Here is a 13,288-nt window from a genome sequence, read left to right on the forward strand (position 1 = left end):
TCATTGAAGATAAGGTTTCGTCCAATTAAACTAAAATAGAACAATGTGAGTATTATCGACATAACATAAACAGAAAGTCGTTGCCGATTTGTATTTTCTGCCTGCGTCCCTTGGTTCAATTCTTGAAAGTCGCGAGCAACAAGCCGGCTTTGACCATGGCCGTGTTAAACCGCAACCGCGACGCCGCACCGCCGAGGGTTAAAACCCTCCGCGGGGGCGATGCCAACGGAGCCTAACTCTTGCTCCGAGTCTCCTTGGGTTGCTGGACCGAGCGGGTCACCTCTTCGACGGCTGCGGCGAGCAGTTCCTCCATCTTCCGGCGGATCTGATGGTCCGATTGCTGGACCCCGGCCTTGTCGAAATCGGCGCGAACCGTTCTAAAGATCGCTTCATCGCCATCGGCTTTGATGTCAGCGGCAACCAGCGCGCCGGCATAGTCCTCTGCCGCGGGTCCGGACTTCCCAAGTTTTTCGGCGGCCCACAGGCCCAGATATTTGTCGCGGCGTGCTTTTGCCTTGAATTTCAGTTCTTCGTCATGGGCGAGTTTCGCCTCGAAGGCGTGCTCGCGCTCGTCGAAAGTGGTCATACTCACTCCCCATTGGAGTTGTTGCGGTCCCGCCCTCAAGCGGAGCGGCGCATAATAGCGATGTTTCCTGAAAGCGCCATGCTGGGGCAAGGCAACGTTGAAGCTCAATTTCCTTACTATATTCGGCTACGAATCTCTGCTACAGACAGGCGCCCGTCATGAGGAGGACCGATCTCTAGGAATTCCGGTGTGTTAGCTTGGCATTGTATGAAAATCCGCTTTCGGATAGGTTGGGTTCGGCCGGCTTGCTCCGCAATGGGAAAGAGCTGGGACCCACCTCGATACCGCGGCGACAAATAAGCGCATAGCCTACGCCTTCCATCCCCGCGACACGCAGCCCAGAGGCGTTCCGGATGCAGGACCTAGGACGTTCAAAGGAGCCACGGCCACCCATGGATCATCTCAAGCCACGGTTAATCCCAATGAATCGCCGCCGGCGCATTTACGAAGGCAAGGCAAAAGTCCTCTATGAAGGACCGGAGCCGGGTACGCTCATCCAGCATTTCAAGGACGATGCAACCGCTTTTAATGCCAAGAAACACGAGGTGATTGACGGAAAGGGCGTTCTCAACAACCGGATATCGGAGTTCGTTTTCCAAAATCTCAACGACATCGGGGTCCCGACCCATTTCATCCGACGCCTCAACATGCGGGAACAGCTGATTCGGGAAGTGGAAATCGTGCCGCTCGAGGTGGTTGTCCGCAATGTCGCGGCCGGCTCGCTCTCGACGCGCTTGGGGATCGAGGAGGGTACCCAGCTGCCCCGCTCGATCATCGAGTTCTATTATAAGAACGACGAACTGAACGACCCGATGGTGTCGGAGGAACACATCACGGCCTTCGGGTGGGCCAGCCCGCAGGAAATCGACGACATCATGTCGCTTGCGATTCGCGTCAATGATTTTCTGTCCGGCCTGTTCCTCGGCGTCGGCATTCGGCTCGTCGACTTCAAGATGGAGTGCGGCAGACTTTGGGAAGGCGACATGATGCGGATCATCGTGGCCGACGAAATCTCCCCCGATTCGTGCCGTCTCTGGGATATCAAATCGAATGACAAGCTCGACAAGGACCGCTTTCGCCGCGATCTCGGCGGGCTGGTCGAAGCGTATACGGAGGTCGCACGCCGGCTCGGCATTCTGCAGGAAAACGAGCAGCCGCGCGCCAGCGGGCCAAAACTCGTTCAGTAGGAACGATTGGCTCTAAGGAGCCGACAACAAAGCTTTCGCTAGGCTGGCCCTTGCGAAAGCCTCTCCCGCCGCCCCCTCGGTTTTCTTCGGATGAGCACTGGCCCGAGCGAAAGGTTAGGATTGCGCCTCGCCGCAAATCGACCTATGCGGGGCCTGTCGCCCGCCTGTTGCGGGCTTCAAGTTTTTGAAGACTTTCCTGCCGCCATCCTCCAAGGGGAGTGAAGATGAAAGCCCGGGTCGTTGTCACGCTCAAGAACGGGATTCTCGATCCGCAAGGCAAGGCAATTGAAGGCGCGCTGAAATCCCTCGACATCCAGGGAATTGATTCGATACGCCAGGGCAAGATTTTCGAGGTCGAACTCGCAACGAACGATCAAGCCACGGCTCGGGACCTCCTGCGCGGAGCTTGCGAGAAATTGTTGGCAAATCAGGTGGTGGAAAATTTCGAGGTCGAAATCCTCTAGGCCTTTGCGACACTAGCCAGCCGCACTCGGTTTCTCTCAGCGAGGAAATCATCGTCGACACATGAAAGCCGCCATCATTCTATTTCCCGGTTCGAACCGTGAGGGCGACGCCGCCCACGCCCTCGAAACGATCGGGAGAACCAAGCCTTCCGTCGTCTGGCATGGCGAACATGCGCTGCCCGCCGGCACCGATCTCGTGGTGCTGCCCGGCGGCTTCTCCTACGGCGATTATCTCCGTTGCGGCGCCATTGCCGCCCGGGCGCCGGTCATGGACGCCGTGCGTGCCCATGCCGCCCGCGGCGGGCTCGTTCTCGGTATCTGCAACGGCTTTCAGATCCTGGTGGAAGCCGGCTTGCTGCCCGGCGTGCTGATGCGCAACGCCAATCTGCATTTCGTCTGCCGAATGCAGCATTTGACCGTCGAGCGAACCGATACGCCTTTTGCTTCCCACTATACAAAAGGGCAAGTCGTCAAAGTGGCGATCGCCCATGGCGAGGGCAATTACACCGCCGACGCGGCGACGATCGCGCGGATCGAAGGCGAAAACCGGGTCGCTTTCCGCTATTGCGACGCGCAAGGCCGCAGGGGCACGGACGCCAATCCGAACGGCTCGGTCAACGATATTGCCGGGATCTATTCAGAAAATCTCAATGTCCTGGGCTTGATGCCGCATCCTGAAAATCTCATCGATCCGTTGGTTGGCGGAACCGACGGATCGGGCTTGTTTGAGAGCTTGGCGGTGGCTCGATCGGTCAACGTCTGTTCCTAATCGGTGCACGAGTGGTTACGCTTGTTAACACTTACGCTTGTTAAAATGTGGCGGAACCAATCGTGCGAGGAAATTTTCAGGTCGGACGATGGTTTTGGGCTTTTATCAAAAGGTTTTTCCTATTCAGCTTGGCCGCAATCGGGGCCTCGAGAGCATACTCGTGGTTCTTTGGTTACGACGATGAGGTTAAGGTTTGGATGCAACAAAACCGACCTTTGATGTTTACGCTATTGATCGTTTCTGCGGTCGTGTATGCTGTTTATGATCTTTTGCAGGAGCAGGATCGATGATGCCGCCGCCTGTGTTGTTAGCTTGTATGATTCTCTTAGGTTGGCCTTCATTGAAATTGATTGCCACACTGTTGAGTTTGCCCAAATGGAGGCGCTTGAGGGATCTTCAGAGAGAACTGAAGGCGGATGTTCGCTACGCTGAACCAGAGTACAAAATTATTGAATTACAAACAAAGGAAGCAAAGGGCGAGCCTTTGCAAGTCCTCTTGCCTGTTCTCACGCTTGTTGGGGGGGTAGGTTTCTCTTTGGTTGAATTCTACAGAATCAAACCATCTAACTTACCAGAGTTGGATCCAAATATGGAAATAGAAGACCTTAGGCAGCAAATTGATGAACTTCGGTACAGACTTGCGGACATTGACTTACCGGATACTCTTCCGCGTAGTTCCGCCCTTTGGAAAGATAGCCGTTTCGTAGACCTACAGCAGCTGGCGTTTGAACTGGCGATGCTGCGATATCCAGTCGCCTCAATTATCACTGGCCTCTCAATCATTATCGTGGCCCCGTTGGTCATGATAGTTGAAGGCTTGCGGGCATCTTGGAAATTGATCGTGATAAAAATCATCCATTCATCAGTCTATTCAAGTAGAGCTTTCGCACGGTCTGTAGGGGTCATTTAGCGAACCTACCTTAAGAGCGAATGGCAGTCGTGAATTGCTCCAAACCGATCCCGACATCACCCCCGAACTCGTCGCCGCGCATGGGCTAAAACCCGACGAATATGCGCGCATCCTCGCCCTCATCGGCCGTACGCCGACATTCACCGAACTCGGCATTTTCTCGGCCATGTGGAACGAGCATTGTTCCTATAAATCCTCGCGCATCCATCTTCGCGGCCTTCCCACCAAGGCCCCCTGGGTCATTCAGGGTCCCGGCGAAAACGCCGGCGTCATCGACATCGGCGATGGTCTCGCATGCGTCTTCAAAATGGAGAGCCATAACCACCCCTCCTTCATCGAACCGTTCCAGGGGGCCGCGACCGGCGTCGGCGGAATTTTGCGCGACGTGTTTACCATGGGAGCCCGCCCGGTCGCCTGCCTGAACCTGCTTCGGTTCGGCGCTCCTGAAAATAGCCGCACGCGCCATCTCGTTGGCGGCGTTGTTGCCGGGATTGGCGCTTACGGGAATTGCTTTGGGGTGCCGACGGTCGGGGGCTCGACCAATTTTCATTCGCGTTACGACGGCAATATTCTCGTCAACGCGATGGCGGTCGGAATCGCTCGCGCCGATGAGATTTTCTACGCTAAGGCGAGTGGGATTGGAAACAAGATCGTTTACCTCGGCTCGAAGACCGGCCGCGACGGAATCCATGGCGCGACCATGGCGTCGGCCTCTTTCGAAGCCGATGCGGAGGAAAAGCGCCCGACGGTTCAGGTCGGCGATCCCTTTACGGAAAAACTCCTGCTCGAAGCCTGCCTCGAATTGATGCAGACCGGCGCGGTCATCGCGATCCAGGACATGGGCGCGGCGGGGCTGACCTCGTCGGCGGTCGAGATGGGGGCCAAAGGGAACCTCGGAATCGAGCTCGATCTCGACGACGTGCCCTGCCGGGAGTCCGGCATGACGGCCTATGAGATGCTCCTGTCGGAAAGCCAGGAGCGGATGCTGATGGTCCTCGATCCGGCCAAGGAAGCCGAGGCCGAAGCCGTTTTTCGGAAATGGGGCCTCGATTTCGCGGTTATCGGCAAGACAACCGACACGCTGCGCTTCACCGTCCGGCATCAGGGCAGGGTCAAAGCGGATTTACCGATCAAGGAGCTCGGCGACGCGGCACCGCTTTATGATCGCCCCTATGCGGCCTCCGAAAAACCGGCGCGAATCGCTGCCAGCGATATTGTCGCGCCGATTCCGCATGCCGAAGCGCTGGCGCGCCTGATCGCCAGCCCTGATCTTTGCTCCAAGCGCTGGATTTACGAACAATACGACCATTTGATTCTCGGCAATACCGTGCAGCCGCCCGGCGGCGATGCCGCCGTCATCCGGATTGGCGATGGTCCCAAGGGCTTGGCGCTCACCACCGATGTGACCCAGCGCTACTGTCAGGCCGACCCTTTCGAGGGCGGCAAACAAGCCGTCGCAGAAGCCTGGCGCAATCTCACCGCGACCGGCGCCCTGCCCCTCGCAGTTACCGATAATCTGAATTTCGGCAATCCCGAACGGCCCGAGATCATGGGCCAACTCGTCGGCTGCATTCAGGGAATCAGCGAGGCCTGCCGGGCCCTCGATTTCCCCGTCGTGTCCGGCAATGTATCCTTGTACAATGAGAGCAGCGGCCGGGGAATTTTGCCCACCCCTTCCATTGGCGGTGTCGGGCTTGTCGCCGATGTGAGGCGCACCGCAACCCTGGCACTCAAGCGGCCGGGTGAAAAAATTCTTTTGATCGGCACGACCGAAGGCTGGCTCGGCCAATCCCTCTATCTTCGGGAGATTTGCAGCCGCGAGGATGGCGCGCCGCCTCCAGTTGATCTGGCGGCGGAGAAGCGCAATGGCGATTTTGTGCGGGAATTGATCGTCGAAGGCGCCGCAAGTGCCGTCCATGACATTTCCGACGGGGGTCTGGCAGTCGCGCTCGCGGAAATGGCGTTGGCAGGCAAGATCGGCGCCACCATGGAGGTGACGGCTCCGCTTGCGGCTCATGGCTTTCTCTTCGGCGAAGATCAGGGGCGCTATATTGTTGTGATTCCGCCAGCAAAACTGGAGTCGATCTTGCTTGCAGCAAGGGCCGCGGGCGTCGCCTGCGAAATCATCGGTGTCACCGGCGGGGATACGTTGACCCTTTGCGGTGGCGCCGCCATATTGCTGGCTGATCTGATGCGGGACCACGAAAACTGGCTGCCGGCCTATATGGCGGGTGCTACTTCTTGAACGGATCCTGATGAAATCGGCCATTTGGCACGGAATATTCGGGAAACCCCGAAAAACCTGCGGCGATCAACAGACAAGGACAAGCTGACTATGCCCCTGCCATCGACTGAAATCGAACGCCTTATCAAGCAAGGCATTCCGGACGCGAAAATCCAGATCACCCCCCTCGCCGACGATAACGACCATTTTGCCGCAATTGTCATTTCCTCAGAATTTGTCGGCAAGTCTAAGCTCCAGCAGCACCAGCTTGTGTATAAGGCTCTGGGCGGCACGATGGGCGGCGAGTTGCATGCGTTGCAGCTTCAAACTCTGGCCCCCAAATAGGCTGCTGGACCCCAGCACCCTCCAAGAACGCACCCCGAAAGGATCAGGCAATGGCTATCAAGGATTCCATTCAGGAAACGATCGACAAGAATGACGTCGTGTTATTCATGAAGGGCACCCCGAACTTTCCTCAATGCGGATTCTCCGGGCAATTGGTTCAAATCCTGAATTATCTCGATGTTGCCTATGAGCCGGTAAACTGCCTTGCCAACGACGAAATCCGTCAGGGAATCAAGGAGTTTTCCAGCTGGCCGACAATTCCCCAACTGTATGTCAAAGGCGAATTCATTGGCGGCTGCGATATCGTTCGGGAAATGTTTCAATCCGGCGAACTCGCGTCGCATTTGACCGGCAAGGGCATCGAGTGCAAGCAGCCAACCAAGGCGTAATCTTGGGCCGCGGCCGCGGTTAGGCACGGGGTTCCTAACGCCGGCCGCTGCGAAGCGCTGCAGCAATGCTTGAGATCATCGTCGCGGACATCACGACACTGGCGCTCGATGCGATCGTAAACGCCGCCAATCCTTCACTGCTTGGCGGGGGCGGTGTGGACGGTGCGATCCACCGTGCTGCCGGACCTGAACTTCTTGCCGCCTGCCGTAAGCTCGGCGGTTGTGCCACGGGCGACGCCAAAATCACCTCCGGCTATCGCCTGCCCGCCCGTCACATTATTCACACCGTCGGTCCGGTTTGGTCCGGAGGCACGCAAGGAGAGGATGCTTCGCTCGCCTCCTGCTATCGCCGCGCCCTTGAAATTGCGCGCGATGAAGGGCTGCGTTCGATCGCCTTTCCAGCGATCTCCACCGGAATCTACGGCTTTCCCCCGGAGCGCGCGGCGACGATCGCGGTCGAAACCGTCTCCAACGCATCGCCGGAGACCTTCAAGCGGATCGTCTTTTGTTGCTTTTCCGACACCTCGGCGGCTCACCATGCCCGCGCAATGACTGCGATCGGCGCCGACCGATCAACCCTGAATGGCCCTCAATAGGGCGACGGCGTCCGGGGAGTCCCATTGCGCCGGACCCGCGAGCGTCCCGATTTCGCAACCGTCCTTGTCAATCAGGATCGTGGTCGGGAGCCCCAGCACCTTGCCTGTTTGTTTCAGACTCTGGAAAGCGCCTGCTGTATTATCCGCATAGAATTTGAGGTTTTTCACACCGATTTCGTTCAAGAACGCCTTAGGGCGGTCGAGTCGGGTCGTATCGATATTCACCGCGAGGACCGTAAAATCCTTCGAGCCGAGGGTGCCCTGGAGCCGGTCGAGCGCCGGCATTTCCTGGCGGCAGGGCACACACCAGGTCGCCCACAGATTGAGGAGAACGGCCTGCCCTTTGAAATCCGCGAGCCTGACCTTGGTGCCTTCGGGAGAATCGAAGCTGAGGTCGGGAATCGCCTTTGGCTCACTTGCAAGGGCGAAAGCGGCGACCTCGCCATGAACCAGCGGTTTGAGGCGCGCCACCCTTTGCGCCGCATTCGGACAAGCCGAGTTGACGGCGCCTTCCTTGCCGGCCGGAGGCTTCATCCCGTATAGGACAAAAGCCAAAACCAGACAGGCCACTACGACTGCAGTAATGACGACGCCGCGCCGGACAGCCGGCGTTCCTTCCGGTTTCGGTGAAATTTCGATCATGCGGACCAGTCTTAAAAGAGCGCGGCGAGATGAGCAACAAAATGTGGGGCGGCCGGTTCGAAAGCGGCCCCGACGCGATCATGGAAGAGATCAATGCCTCGATTGGCTTCGACTACAGGCTTGCCCTGCAGGATATAGCCGGTTCGAAGGCGCATGTCGCCATGTTGCGAGAAACCGGAATTCTTCCGCCCGAAGACGCCAAGGCGATCGAGCGCGGTCTGGATGAAATCCGCCACGAGATCGAGAACGGCACTTTCACGTTTTCGCGGGCGCTGGAAGACATTCACATGAATATTGAAGCGCGGCTGGCCGATCTGATCGGGCCTGCGGCCGGTCGGCTTCACACCGCGCGCTCGCGCAACGATCAGGTTGCATTGGATTTCCGTCTGTGGGTCCGGGACACGATCGATGCCCTCGATCTGCAATTGCGCGATCTGCAACGCGAGCTCGCCGAAAAGGCGGTTTCCCACGCGGGGACCGTCATGCCGGGCTTCACCCACATGCAATCTGCCCAGCCCGTCACCTTCGGCCATCATCTTCTTGCCTATGTAGAAATGTTTTCGCGCGACCGCGGCCGGTTCGCCGATGCGCGCGGCAGGCTCAATGAATCGCCTCTCGGCGCCGCCGCGCTGGCCGGGACTTCGTTTCCGATCGATCGGATGATGGTCGCGAAATCGCTCGGCTTCGACCGGCCGACGGCGAATTCGCTCGACAGCGTTGCCGATCGTGACTTTGTGCTTGAAACCCTGAGCGCCGCAGCCATCTGCGCGATGCATCTTTCCCGCTTCGCCGAGGAGATCGTACTCTGGGCGACGCCGCAATTCGGCTTCGTCGCCTTGTCCGACAAATTCTCGACCGGCTCCTCGATCATGCCGCAAAAGCGCAATCCCGACGCGGCGGAACTTGTCCGCGGCAAGGCTGGGCGCATCATCGGCGCTCTGCATGCCCTCCTCATCGTCATGAAGGGCCTGCCGCTGACCTATTCCAAGGATATGCAGGAAGATAAGGAAGGCACCTTCGACGCCCTGCACTCACTCTCGCTGTGCCTTTCCGCCATGACCGGAATGGTCGCCGATCTCACGCCCGATCCGAAACGGATGAAGGAAGCGGCGGGGTTAGGATATGCGACCGCAACCGATCTCGCCGACTGGCTGGTTCGCACGCTGCATCTGCCGTTCCGCGAAGCGCATCACATCACCGGACGCCTGGTCGGCATCGCCGCCTCGCAAAAAAAGGGCCTCGAAAAGCTCTCTCTCGCCGAAATGCAGGCGATCGAGCCGCGAATCAGTGAGGAAGTTTACGCGGTCCTTGGCGTCGAAAAATCGGTCCGCAGCCGCATCAGTTTTGGCGGCACCGCCCCGAAAAATGTGCGAGCGCAGGCGAATCGCTGGCTAAAACGGCTAAAAAAGCCGTCCTAAGCTAAAACGAAACTGGAGCTATCCACACCTTGCCCTTGTTCATCAGGTCGCGCTGGTCAATCCTGTAAAGGTTCGGTCGCGGCATTTGCCCACCGACACTTGTCTCAACGCAAATTCGGGGGTCAAACGGATGGATAAGACGTGGATCGACCTGATCGAGCTTGGACTTAAAGTCATCGTTGTCTTCGGCGCCGCCGCTTGGGCATTTCAAGTGCTGCGCCTTCTCCGCGATGGCGAGAGCGCTAGTATTTCGGTGCGGAATTCCGAAGCGCAGATCAAAGATGTTGAGCTTCGGCAGAAACAGCAGCCGGTCGTTGCGGTCGACATCAAGCCGACCATTCAACGCAGTCTCGATGGCGACGGTTACATTGTCACTGTGGTTGTGGAGTTGGCCAATCGCGGCGGCCAGAATACGAAGATCAATTGGAAGGACGAGCCACCTGCGTTCCACGTCCGTTTGGCCAAGTTCGACGCCGATGGCAAGCCCAAATACGATCCGCCAAAGAGGTTTCGCGTACCTCTGACCTTGAACCCGAATGCCGGCGCAGTATCCCATGTCATTCGTCCGGGCGGGACTGAATCGATCCCCTTCGCGTTCCGGCTCGCGACACCCGGTCTCTACCTCTTGTCTTTCCGCGGCGTGGTGGATGAGCAAGAGCGCGCCGAGGCACAAAAGCTCGGCACGCAAGCGCCGGAAGCCTGGACCGGAAACAAATATGTGTTGGTCGGCGACGTTGCAGTCCCGCACATCGAGCAACTGGCCGCCTAAAGCCGGTTTCAAGAAGGATCGTGAGCCCAGCCCTGGCTGCTGGTGATGGCCGGCCCGGTCGATGGGGGCGGATCCCTTGCTGGCGGGTCGTTTGGGTTATACCGGCCCTTCAGAAAGCTCGTCCGTCCAGACCCGAAAGCTCGTGAGGGTGTTCGGGCCGAATGTTGTTGTGATCGCGACATCCGCGGCATCCCGACCTCGCGCCAGTAAAACCCTGCCGATTCGTGGGACGTTGTTGCGCGCATCGAAAGTGTACCATTGGCCGCCGAGATAGGCCTCGAACCATGCCGCGAAATCGCCGGGTGGAAAGGGGGGCGGGGTACCGACGTCGCCAAGGTAGCCGGTCGAATAGCGCGCCGGGATGTTTAAGGCGCGGCAGAACGCGACCGCGAGATGCGCATAGTCGCGGCAGACCCCGCGCCCTTCCTGATAGGCTTCCGAGGCCGTTCGCGTTACGCGCGCGTGTTCATAGCCGAAACTGATGCGTTGATGGACAAAATCGCAGATCGCCTGCACCCGCGCCCAACCCGGCGGCGTATCCTTGAACAGGCTCCAAGCCAGATCCAACAGCCGGTCGCTGTCGCAAAAACGACTCGGGAGCAGAAAGACAATGGCCTCTTCCGGAAGATTTTCGACGGCGATCTGCGCCGCGCTTGGCACCACCGGATCGAGCTGACCTGAATCGGTCACGATAGCGTCGGTGGACAGACTGACATGACCCGCCGGCGCGACAATTCTGCTGCACCAATTGCCAAAGCCATCGCGGTAACAAGAGATCGGAACCGAGGGGCTGATGACGATGTGATCGGGCGCCGCCAGATCCGCAACGCGCGAAAAATGAATGTTGAGCATTGCGATGAGCGGGGTGGGCTGCGGAAACTCATATTGCAGTTCATAGCCAACTCGAAGTTTCAAAACCTTGACTCCACGAGACTGCGGGGGATCACGTCGCTCGCCGCTTCATTTTGTGCATATTGGCTGCGGCTAGACTATGTTTGATTAGCCCCGATGGCGCGCGCGGCTCTATTCATAGCACGGACACCTTCCCCTATACCGATAATTATTCCAAAAGGAGGGAAGTATTATTTGAGGAATTCCAAATTTGATGCCGAGACTTCGCACCAAAAGCGGAGTTTATTCGAGCCCCTTCCCCTACGTGCTTGCAAACCGACGGCGGGGCGAATAACGCATGTTGCGCGGATGCCGCAAAATTCCATTCGCGGCGAAGACTCGGCTATAGTGGCGTCCTGCCCGGAGCTTATTTGTGACACGTACCCTCGCAAAAATCGGAGCTGCGCTTTTTTTTGCCGCGCTCGGCCTTTCGCTGGCTTCCTGCGGACGGCGGGGACCGCTTGAGCCGCCGCCCGGAGTTCCGGTCTCGAGTTCTCCATTGAACGGTACGATCGGGGATAATGAAACGCCGCGAGAACTGCCGAGCCAAAAACGCTCCGCTTCACCAGACGACGCGTCTGAAACAGTGGTGGTTCCAGTCCCGGCTCACCGCGCGCCCAAGCCATTCCTGCTCGATCCCCTGCTCTGATTGACTGTTTCCAATGCATCATTTCGCGACGAAGAACGGCATCATGCATGCCGAGGACATCGATCTTACCAAGCTTGCAGCGGAAATCGGTACGCCCTTTTATTGCTATTCGACGGCGACGCTGACTCGCCACTTTGAGGTGTTCAAAGCGGCCTTCTCCGGCCTGCCCCATCTGGTCTGCTATGCTGTCAAAGCAAATTCCAATCAGGCTGTCCTAAAGACACTGGCGCGCCTTGGCGCCGGCATGGACGTCGTCTCGGAGGGTGAACTGCGGCGCGCGTTAGCTGCCGGTGTCCCTGCGGATAAGATCACATTTTCCGGTGTCGGCAAGACGCGAAGGGAAATGGCTTTCGCACTGGACCGGCAAATCTTCTGCTTCAATGTCGAGTCTGAGCCTGAACTGCTCGCTCTATCCGAACTGGCCGCAGCCAAAGGGCAGGTCGCCCGGATCGCGCTGCGGGTCAATCCGGACGTCGACGCGAAAACCCACGCCAAGATTTCAACCGGCAAGTCGGAAAACAAATTTGGCATCCCGCTTGTCCGTGCCCGTGAAATCTTTGCCGAGGCGGCGTCGCTGCCCGGAATCACGGTTGCCGGAGTTGATATCCATATCGGCTCGCAGATCACCAATTTGGCGCCCTTCGACGATGCCTTCGGCAAGATCGCGGATTTCGTCGGTGTGCTCCGCGCCGATGGCCACAAGATCGAGCATGTCGATCTTGGTGGCGGCCTCGGCATTCCCTATGCGCCGTATGAAGACCCGGAGAGCTATCACCCGGAGCAATATGCTGCGATCGTCAAGGCAAGGCTTGAGTCTCTTGGGTGCCAGATCGTGCTTGAGCCAGGACGTCTGATCGCCGGCAATGCCGGCATTCTCGTCACGAGCGTCCTGTTCGTAAAACGGGGCGAGGCCAAAACCTTTATTGTTGTCGACGCGGCGATGAACGATCTCGTGCGGCCGACCCTTTACGATGCCCATCATGAAATCTGCCCGGTGCGCAGCGCCGGCGGTGCGGCCGTCGTGGCCGATATTGTGGGGCCGGTTTGCGAGACCGGCGACTACTTGGCTTTGTCGCGCGAAATAGCCGAGCCCATGCCGGGCGATCTACTTGCGATCATGTCGGCCGGCGCCTACGGCGCGGTTCAGTCCGGCACCTATAATTCGCGCCTTTTGGTGCCCGAAGTGCTGGTCCATGGCAGCCAATATGCGGTGGTGCGCCCACGGGGAACTTACGAGGAATTGATCGGCCTCGACAAAATTCCGGCCTGGTTGGGCTAGATAATTTTGTATCTTGAGCCGGCTACCGACGTTTCGTGCTAGCCTCATAGCCTTCTTTTGCCGGCTACGCTTGTTCGCTAATCGCTCCCCTGGAGACCGATGTGCTTAGACTGAGACGGCCGAAAGCTTCCCGCTCGGAGCGTGCGCCACAAGGCGGCGATTGCGCGAAT

16 protein-coding genes are annotated in these 13,288 nt (G+C 58.3%); 13 read left to right on the plus strand and 3 right to left on the minus strand.

Going from position 1 to position 13,288, the window contains the following annotated elements; genetic code table 11:
- Positions 1-232: 232 nt before the first annotated feature.
- Positions 233-586 carry a DUF1476 domain-containing protein gene (locus CU048_01795; GenBank protein QBR70219.1) on the minus strand — a complete coding sequence of 118 codons (354 nt, stop codon included), beginning with the start codon at positions 584-586 and terminating at the stop codon, positions 233-235.
- 392 nt (positions 587-978) lie between these two features.
- Here CU048_01795 and CU048_01800 point away from each other — a divergent pair, with 392 nt between their 5' ends.
- The 9 genes from CU048_01800 to CU048_01840 all read left to right on the plus strand — a co-directional run bounded on the left by CU048_01800 (position 979) and on the right by CU048_01840 (position 7,470).
- A complete protein-coding gene (locus tag CU048_01800; GenBank protein QBR70220.1) occupies positions 979-1,773 on the plus strand; it encodes a phosphoribosylaminoimidazolesuccinocarboxamide synthase in 795 nt (264 codons plus the stop codon).
- Between the two features lie 224 nt (positions 1,774-1,997).
- A complete protein-coding gene (locus CU048_01805; protein ID QBR70221.1) occupies positions 1,998-2,237 on the plus strand; it encodes a phosphoribosylformylglycinamidine synthase in 240 nt (79 codons plus the stop codon).
- A gap of 61 nt (positions 2,238-2,298) precedes the next feature.
- Entirely contained in the window at positions 2,299-3,006 is a 708-nt protein-coding gene (locus CU048_01810; protein ID QBR70222.1) for a phosphoribosylformylglycinamidine synthase subunit PurQ, read from the plus strand.
- 47 nt (positions 3,007-3,053) lie between these two features.
- Positions 3,054-3,296: a hypothetical protein gene (locus CU048_01815; protein QBR70223.1), complete on the plus strand. Its 243-nt coding sequence runs from the start codon at positions 3,054-3,056 to the stop codon at positions 3,294-3,296.
- Positions 3,293-3,916: a hypothetical protein gene (locus tag CU048_01820; GenBank protein ID QBR70224.1), complete on the plus strand. Its 624-nt coding sequence runs from the start codon at positions 3,293-3,295 to the stop codon at positions 3,914-3,916. The genes CU048_01815 and CU048_01820 overlap by 4 nt, the downstream gene beginning before the upstream one ends.
- Positions 3,917-3,950: 34 nt before the next feature.
- The gene (locus tag CU048_01825) at positions 3,951-6,161 is read left to right on the plus strand and encodes a phosphoribosylformylglycinamidine synthase subunit PurL (GenBank protein ID QBR70225.1); all 2,211 of its coding nucleotides are present in this window, start codon (positions 3,951-3,953) and stop codon (positions 6,159-6,161) included.
- 90 nt (positions 6,162-6,251) lie between these two features.
- Entirely contained in the window at positions 6,252-6,485 is a 234-nt protein-coding gene (locus tag CU048_01830) for a BolA family transcriptional regulator (protein QBR72577.1), read from the plus strand.
- Positions 6,486-6,535: 50 nt separating this feature from the next.
- Positions 6,536-6,874: a monothiol glutaredoxin, Grx4 family gene (gene grxD / locus CU048_01835; GenBank protein QBR70226.1), complete on the plus strand. Its 339-nt coding sequence runs from the start codon at positions 6,536-6,538 to the stop codon at positions 6,872-6,874.
- Positions 6,875-6,939: 65 nt separating this feature from the next.
- Positions 6,940-7,470 (plus strand): O-acetyl-ADP-ribose deacetylase, encoded by a 531-nt coding sequence (locus CU048_01840; GenBank protein QBR70227.1) that lies wholly within the window; start codon positions 6,940-6,942, stop codon positions 7,468-7,470.
- On the opposite strand, the gene CU048_01845 is transcribed toward CU048_01840, so the two are convergent.
- The gene (locus CU048_01845) at positions 7,447-8,112 is read right to left on the minus strand and encodes a thiol:disulfide interchange protein (protein QBR70228.1); all 666 of its coding nucleotides are present in this window, start codon (positions 8,110-8,112) and stop codon (positions 7,447-7,449) included. The genes CU048_01840 and CU048_01845 overlap by 24 nt on opposite strands.
- A 29-nt stretch (positions 8,113-8,141) precedes the next feature.
- Here CU048_01845 and argH point away from each other — a divergent pair, with 29 nt between their 5' ends.
- Positions 8,142-9,530 carry an argininosuccinate lyase gene (argH, locus tag CU048_01850; protein QBR70229.1) on the plus strand — a complete coding sequence of 463 codons (1,389 nt, stop codon included), beginning with the start codon at positions 8,142-8,144 and terminating at the stop codon, positions 9,528-9,530.
- A gap of 130 nt (positions 9,531-9,660) precedes the next feature.
- Positions 9,661-10,299 (plus strand): hypothetical protein, encoded by a 639-nt coding sequence (locus CU048_01855; protein QBR70230.1) that lies wholly within the window; start codon positions 9,661-9,663, stop codon positions 10,297-10,299.
- 96 nt (positions 10,300-10,395) lie between these two features.
- On the opposite strand, the gene CU048_01860 is transcribed toward CU048_01855, so the two are convergent.
- Positions 10,396-11,214, minus strand: coding sequence for a transglutaminase (locus CU048_01860; GenBank protein ID QBR70231.1), 819 nt, complete (start codon positions 11,212-11,214; stop codon positions 10,396-10,398).
- A gap of 370 nt (positions 11,215-11,584) precedes the next feature.
- Between CU048_01860 and CU048_01865 the strand changes: the two genes are divergently transcribed.
- The gene (locus CU048_01865) at positions 11,585-11,839 is read left to right on the plus strand and encodes a hypothetical protein (protein ID QBR72578.1); all 255 of its coding nucleotides are present in this window, start codon (positions 11,585-11,587) and stop codon (positions 11,837-11,839) included.
- Between the two features lie 13 nt (positions 11,840-11,852).
- On the plus strand, positions 11,853-13,118 hold the full coding sequence (gene lysA, locus CU048_01870; GenBank protein QBR70232.1) for a diaminopimelate decarboxylase: 1,266 nt from the start codon (positions 11,853-11,855) through the stop codon (positions 13,116-13,118).
- Positions 13,119-13,288: the final 170 nt, after the last annotated feature.

The organism is Beijerinckiaceae bacterium (assembly GCA_004564215.1).
Taxonomy (GTDB): domain Bacteria; phylum Pseudomonadota; class Alphaproteobacteria; order Rhizobiales; family Beijerinckiaceae; genus Methylocapsa.

Coding starts and splice junctions, on each gene's coding strand:
- CU048_01805 (QBR70221.1), top strand. CDS start 1,998: ATGAAAGCCCGGGTCGTTGTCACGCTCAAGAACGGGATTCTCGATCCG.
- lysA (QBR70232.1), top strand. CDS start 11,853: ATGCATCATTTCGCGACGAAGAACGGCATCATGCATGCCGAGGACATC.
- CU048_01845 (QBR70228.1), bottom strand. CDS start 8,112: ATGATCGAAATTTCACCGAAACCGGAAGGAACGCCGGCTGTCCGGCGC.
- CU048_01800 (QBR70220.1), top strand. CDS start 979: ATGGATCATCTCAAGCCACGGTTAATCCCAATGAATCGCCGCCGGCGC.
- CU048_01820 (QBR70224.1), top strand. CDS start 3,293: ATGATGCCGCCGCCTGTGTTGTTAGCTTGTATGATTCTCTTAGGTTGG.
- CU048_01795 (QBR70219.1), bottom strand. CDS start 586: ATGACCACTTTCGACGAGCGCGAGCACGCCTTCGAGGCGAAACTCGCC.
- CU048_01830 (QBR72577.1), top strand. CDS start 6,252: ATGCCCCTGCCATCGACTGAAATCGAACGCCTTATCAAGCAAGGCATT.
- CU048_01810 (QBR70222.1), top strand. CDS start 2,299: ATGAAAGCCGCCATCATTCTATTTCCCGGTTCGAACCGTGAGGGCGAC.
- CU048_01840 (QBR70227.1), top strand. CDS start 6,940: ATGCTTGAGATCATCGTCGCGGACATCACGACACTGGCGCTCGATGCG.
- grxD (QBR70226.1), top strand. CDS start 6,536: ATGGCTATCAAGGATTCCATTCAGGAAACGATCGACAAGAATGACGTC.
- argH (QBR70229.1), top strand. CDS start 8,142: ATGAGCAACAAAATGTGGGGCGGCCGGTTCGAAAGCGGCCCCGACGCG.
- CU048_01855 (QBR70230.1), top strand. CDS start 9,661: ATGGATAAGACGTGGATCGACCTGATCGAGCTTGGACTTAAAGTCATC.